The following is a 5,293-nucleotide window of genomic DNA, read 5'->3' on the forward strand; positions in this document are numbered from 1 at the left end:
TGCCGACCCCGCCAATGACATAGGCCGAGCCATCAACGCCGGGATAGCGACCCAGAATGTCCTGGATGGTGTTGAGGTTGTAGACCAGCATCATCACCTTGGAGCCATCGCCACCGACATCCAGGCCGATGCTGGGCCCCTGCCAGAAAATTTTGAACTGCCCCGCATTGCGAGTGTAGAGCGTCCCCTCGCCGTATTTGGCACCCACGAACAGGGCACCGCCGGCCTCTTCACCCAGGATATAGCCATTGGGCTGGCCATATTGGCTCACTGCCCGCTCGACTACCGAGGCCAGGCCCTGTGCGGCCGAACCGAAGAATTCCCGGCCGCTTTCCACCAGTTCCTCACCCGAAAACGTGTCGCTGAGCGACCCTTGAGAAAAGGCAGGTGCCGGCAGCAACAACAGAACGGACAAGATGGCGGCAAGCTGGGCAAGGCGCTTGAACATAGGCAGGTCTCCCGTCTCGATCGCCTGCCTTTACCAAGACCTTAAGGTCTTCGCCCCTAATCTGGGCCCGGGCATTCCGATCATTTGGGCCGATCATGCAGCATATCTCTAAACAAATCTTAACCATGATCGCCCTGTTTCTGCCGCTTTTCGGACTGCTTCCGGCCACGGTTCAGCAAAGCGCCGCACAGTCGATAGTCACCTATGTCCTCACAGACCCACTCACAGGCCTGGCGATCGGCGGCATGGATCCGGTCTCCTATTTTACCGAACCGTCACCGCTGCGCGGCCGGCCCGACCATGAATACCTCTGGAAGGGAGCGCCGTTTCAGTTTGCCAATGCGGCCAATATGGAAATCTTCAAACGCCATCCAGAGATCTATGCCCCGCAATATGGCGGACATGGCGCCATGAGCATGTCGCGCGGCTTCGTCTCGGATGCCGATCCGCTCATCTATACCGTCTTCAAGCAGCGCCTTTTCCTGTTCTACTCGGGTGCAAACCGCGAGGCCTTCCTGCTGGCGCCGGACGCGGCCGCCCTGCGCGGGCAGGAACATTGGACCACCCTGTCCAAAACGCTCTCGACCCGGTAGTCCCAGCCCGCCGGGCGCATTATTGTCCCAATACTGATTCTCGCACCTTGTCCGCGCCGCCGCGCCTATGGAGACCCCCACCATGGATATCATTGAGCTCAAGGCTACCGACCTCGCCGCCATGCTGTGCTCGCGGGTCTGCCACGACCTCATCAATCCCATCGGTGCTATCGGCAACGGCCTGGAAGTGCTCTCCGATCCCAACCAGGCCGAAATGGCCGAGGGCGCCAGGGACCTGATCGCCAGCGCCGCCAAACAGAGCCGCGCCAAACTCGAGTTTGCCCGCCTGGCCTATGGCGCCTCCTCCACCGCCGGCACCGACATCGACACGCGGGAGTGCGAACGCGTCGCCCGCATTCTGTTCGATATCGAAAAGGCCGATCTCGAGTGGAACGTGCCCCTGATCCTTTTGCCCAAGCACAAGGCGAAGCTGTTCATGAACATGCTGCTGATTGCGGCCGGTTCGGTACCGCGCGGCGGCACAGTTTCCGCCTCGATCAGCGGATCTGCCGGCGAGGAGAAATTCGAGTTCACCTCCAAATCCGATCCGGAAAAGCGTCAGAAGACTCTGGTCCCCTCTGGTTCGGCAGGCCTGCTTTCCGGTGCACCAGAGGAAGGCTCGGTTGACGCTCGAGGCATCCAGCCCTTCTACACCGGCCTCCTCGCTCGCATGACTGACATGGACCTTAATATCGGCATTGAGAATGACGTGTTCTTCTTCACAGCCACCCCGAAGGTCGCCGCCAACGCGGCGTGAAGCCAGCTAAGCCCCGGTAATCATGGGATATTTCCCAATGCCTTAGGGCGCGTTGGTTGTTATTGAACGCGATCTGCTAACCATTCGCCAACCTATTGCAGGGCATAGTCGCAAAGCGTCTCAAACGTCCCCAAGGGCCCCCTTTCATGCGCAGCTGCCTGATTGTCGATGATTCCAGCGTGGTCCGGAAAGTTGCGCGCCGCCTGCTGGAGGATCTCGACTATATCGTGGACGAAGCCGAGGACGGCCAGGAAGCGATCGACAAATGCCGCCAGGAGATGCCCGACGCCATTCTGCTCGACTGGAATATGCCCATCATGAGCGGGCTGGAATTTCTCAAGCTCCTGCGTGCCTATGTCGGCGGCGAGAAGCCCCGCGTCATCTACTGCACGATCGAAAACGATGTCGGAGCGATCGCTTTGGCGCTTAAGGCCGGTGCCGATGACTACATGATGAAGCCGTTCGACCGGAACGTGCTGGTTTCCAAGTTCCAGGACAAGGCCGCCGCGGCCTGAACGGGCCTCAGGCCACCTCTCCTGCCCGCCCCTCGAGAAAAGCTTTCTCGCGCGCGTTCCGTGTCAACTCGGCCGCACGACGGAACTCCAGATTGGCCTCGGTATGGCGCCCCAGCTTGCGCAGCAGGTCGCCCCGGACGCCATAGAGCAGATGGTAGTTTGCCAGTGCCGGGGCATCTTTGAGCGCATCCACCAGTGCTAGCGCGGCGGCAGGCCCCTCGGCCATGGAAACTGCCACGGCGCGGTTGAGCTCGATCACCGGAGACGGCGTGACCTGGTTTAGCAGACCGTAAAGAGCTGCGATCTGGGCCCAGTCTGTCTGCTCGGCCTTGCGCGCCCGGGCGTGACAGGCCGCGATGGCTGCCTGCAGCGTATAGGGGCCCGCTATGCCACCCATCTGCTGGGCCCGCACCAGTCCCTCTAACCCGCGACGGATCATCAACTGGTCCCATAGCGCCCGGTTCTGGTCGGGCAGCAGGACCGGCTCGCCTTTGGCATTGGTCCGCGCCTTGGTACGGGAATGCTGCAGCTCCATCAGGGCCAAAAGCCCATGCACTTCCGGCTCCTCCGGGATCAGGGCCGCCAGAATGCGCCCCATTCGCATGGCTTCCTCACAGAGTTGCGGCCGCATCCAGTCTTCGCCGGCCGTGGCGGAATAGCCTTCGTTGAAGATGAGATAGAGCACCCCCAGCACCGAGGCGACGCGCTCGACACGCTCCGCGCCGCGTGGCACCTCGAACGGCACGCCGGCTTCGGCAATGGTGCGCTTGGCGCGCACGATGCGCTGTCCGATGGTGGTGTCATTGGCAAGGAACGCCCGGGCGATCTCTTCCGTGGTCAGTCCGCCGATCAGCCGCAACGTCAGCGCAACCCGGCTTTCCGGCGGCAAGACCGGATGGCAGGAGGTAAAAATCAGGCGCAGGAGATCGTCACCGACATCATCGTCCAAATGTTCATGGATGGCGGCCTCTACATCGGGAACGTCATTTTCCATGTCGCGGCCCAGCGTCTCAAGCTTGCCAGCCGCCATTTTGCGGTGACGGAAATAGTCGATGGCCTTGCGCTTGCCCGCCTGCATCAGCCAGGCGCCCGGATTTCGAGGCACGCCGGATTCCGGCCAGCTGCGCAGCGCCGCCATCAGCGCTTCCTGAGCGAGCTCCTCGGCCAGGGAAATATCGCGGACCATACGCGTCAGCCCGGCGATCACCCGCGCCTGTTCGACCCGCCAGACGGCGGTGATGGCACGATCGGTCTCTCGCCGCCCCTGTGTCGAAGCCTGACTCATGAAACCTGTTCTCCCGGCGGTCTTCCGCCTCACTACGATTGGAGAGAATCGCTGTCGCTACCGCAACGTCAAGGACAAATCCCCTGACACTGCTCCGGCGACGAACGGGTCAGTGCCGTTTCGACATCAAGATGATCAAGTGCAATCAGCCGTTCCTATTCGCCTTGCTCAAAGCGCAAGCCACCGATCATACAGCCTGCGGCCTCATCAATCTCCAAGCCGGCGTCATCCTCTCTTACGGGACAAGTCATGGGGAAGATCGCCTCGCCGATATGCCCGGTCGGGTTGGACAGCACCAGTGCCCCGCCCTCAAGACTGTAGTCACCACCGACCACGCTGCCCGTGCGATCGCGCATTTCGAACGTGCCATCCTCGTTGAGGATAAGATGCAATCCGCTGGCCTCGCCCTCGGTCATGACCTCAAATGAGCGGGAGGCGGAAGGCGTTGTCGCGCTGCTGACCGCGCTTTCTGCTGCAATCCGGGCTTCAATCTCCTCAAGTTCGCTGGAACGCTCCGCCAGCGTCTGGGTCAGCTGCTCGACTTGCGGCTGCAGAGTGGCCAGTTGCTCCTCATAGCCCTGAACATCGCTCACCAGGACGTCACGACGATCGGTCAACGCGTTCACCTGCTGCTGCAAGGACTGGACATCGGCGCCGGCGGCCTCGATTTCCTGCGCCAGTTCGGCCCGCTGCTCTTGCGCCGCCGTCAACTCCTCTCGCGCGGTCTGCAATTGCGATTGGGTGTCGGCGAGGCTCGCCGTGGCCTCGGCAGCTTCTTCGGCAAGTTGGGCAACATTGGCTGTGGCCGTTTGTTCTTGCCGGCGTGCTTCTTCAAGCCGAGCGCCGACATCATTCAATTGTCGGTTGGAACTCTGTATTTCGGACTGGAGGGCAGCCTGCCGTGTTGCGAGCTCCTCGACCGAGGCGTTGGCGGTTTCAGCCCGGGCCTCGAGCGCCGCCACCTCATCCTGCTGCGCCGCCAGGCTTTGCGTGACAGTGTCGAGCTCCCCGCTCCGCGCTTCAAGATCAGTACTGGTCGCCTCCAGCCTCGCTTCTGCATCCGCCAATTGTCCCTGCACGCTCTCAAGCTGTGCTTGCGCCTCTTCGAGCGCCCCGGCGGTCTGCTCCCGTTCCGCCAGGTTTTGCTGGGCCGCATCCCGCTCGGCCGTCAGCGTTGCCACCTCGGATCGCAACTGATCGCTTTGGCCGGTGCTGTTGATCCACATGGCCAGAAAGGCCAACCAGCCGGCAATGGCGATGACGAGGATGGTCAGAACAAGCGGTTCGCGCAGGCGCTTTGACAGATCGGCCATGGAAGGATCCCTCGCAGGTTGATTTATGGCAAAACGTGGGCAGTCTCCTGCGGTTCCGAAATCCCTCGGGATTGCTTGGGAACAAAAGACGAGCCCCGCGCGACCAGGTCACGCGGGGCTCCAATTTCAGAGGTGAGCGAAGCTCTTAGGCAACGTTCTCACTATAGGCTTCGTTCTCGTCAGGCTCGCGCAGCACATAGCCGCGGCCCCAGACGGTCTCGATATAGTTCTTGCCGCCGGTCGCAACGGAAAGCTTCTTGCGCAGCTTGCAGATGAACACGTCGATGATCTTGAGCTCAGGCTCGTCCATGCCACCATAGAGGTGGTTGAGGAACATTTCCTTGGTGAGCGTGGTGCCCTTGCGGAGCGAAAGCAGCTCCAG

Annotated in this window: 7 protein-coding genes; 3 read left to right on the top strand and 4 right to left on the bottom strand. The window is 61.6% G+C overall.

Annotation, left to right across the window (positions count from 1 at the left end; translation table 11 throughout):
- Positions 1 to 448 (bottom strand): EipA family protein (locus QZ564_RS18840; RefSeq protein WP_297113425.1); only part of this gene is annotated, 448 nt, incomplete at its 3' end.
- 125 nt (positions 449 to 573) lie between these two features.
- On the opposite strand from QZ564_RS18840, the gene QZ564_RS18845 reads away from it, so the two are divergent.
- The 3 genes from QZ564_RS18845 to QZ564_RS18855 all read left to right on the top strand — a co-directional run bounded on the left by QZ564_RS18845 (position 574) and on the right by QZ564_RS18855 (position 2,313).
- Complete coding sequence (locus tag QZ564_RS18845; RefSeq protein ID WP_297113428.1) at positions 574 to 1,041, top strand: YHS domain-containing (seleno)protein; 468 nt, start codon at positions 574 to 576, stop codon at positions 1,039 to 1,041.
- An 82-nt stretch (positions 1,042 to 1,123) separates the two neighbouring features.
- The gene (gene chpT / locus QZ564_RS18850) at positions 1,124 to 1,798 is read left to right on the top strand and encodes a histidine phosphotransferase ChpT (protein ID WP_297113430.1); all 675 of its coding nucleotides are present in this window, start codon (positions 1,124 to 1,126) and stop codon (positions 1,796 to 1,798) included.
- A gap of 146 nt (positions 1,799 to 1,944) precedes the next feature.
- Positions 1,945 to 2,313: a response regulator gene (locus QZ564_RS18855; RefSeq protein WP_297113432.1), complete on the top strand. Its 369-nt coding sequence runs from the start codon at positions 1,945 to 1,947 to the stop codon at positions 2,311 to 2,313.
- A gap of 7 nt (positions 2,314 to 2,320) precedes the next feature.
- Here the strand turns inward: QZ564_RS18855 and QZ564_RS18860 are convergent, their stop codons facing one another.
- From QZ564_RS18860 to QZ564_RS18870, 3 genes are all read right to left on the bottom strand, one after another.
- Complete coding sequence (locus QZ564_RS18860; RefSeq protein WP_297113434.1) at positions 2,321 to 3,598, bottom strand: RNA polymerase sigma factor; 1,278 nt, start codon at positions 3,596 to 3,598, stop codon at positions 2,321 to 2,323.
- 155 nt (positions 3,599 to 3,753) lie between these two features.
- On the bottom strand, positions 3,754 to 4,911 hold the full coding sequence (locus QZ564_RS18865; protein WP_297113436.1) for a hypothetical protein: 1,158 nt from the start codon (positions 4,909 to 4,911) through the stop codon (positions 3,754 to 3,756).
- A gap of 145 nt (positions 4,912 to 5,056) precedes the next feature.
- The coding region (locus QZ564_RS18870; protein WP_297113439.1) for a winged helix-turn-helix domain-containing protein at positions 5,057 to 5,293 on the bottom strand (237 nt) is incomplete at its 5' end.

Source organism: uncultured Devosia sp. (assembly GCF_913055165.1).
GTDB lineage: Bacteria > Pseudomonadota > Alphaproteobacteria > Rhizobiales > Devosiaceae > Devosia.

Coding starts and splice junctions, on each gene's coding strand:
- QZ564_RS18865 (WP_297113436.1), bottom strand. CDS start 4,911: ATGGCCGATCTGTCAAAGCGCCTGCGCGAACCGCTTGTTCTGACCATC.
- QZ564_RS18845 (WP_297113428.1), top strand. CDS start 574: ATGATCGCCCTGTTTCTGCCGCTTTTCGGACTGCTTCCGGCCACGGTT.
- QZ564_RS18860 (WP_297113434.1), bottom strand. CDS start 3,598: ATGAGTCAGGCTTCGACACAGGGGCGGCGAGAGACCGATCGTGCCATC.
- chpT (WP_297113430.1), top strand. CDS start 1,124: ATGGATATCATTGAGCTCAAGGCTACCGACCTCGCCGCCATGCTGTGC.
- QZ564_RS18855 (WP_297113432.1), top strand. CDS start 1,945: ATGCGCAGCTGCCTGATTGTCGATGATTCCAGCGTGGTCCGGAAAGTT.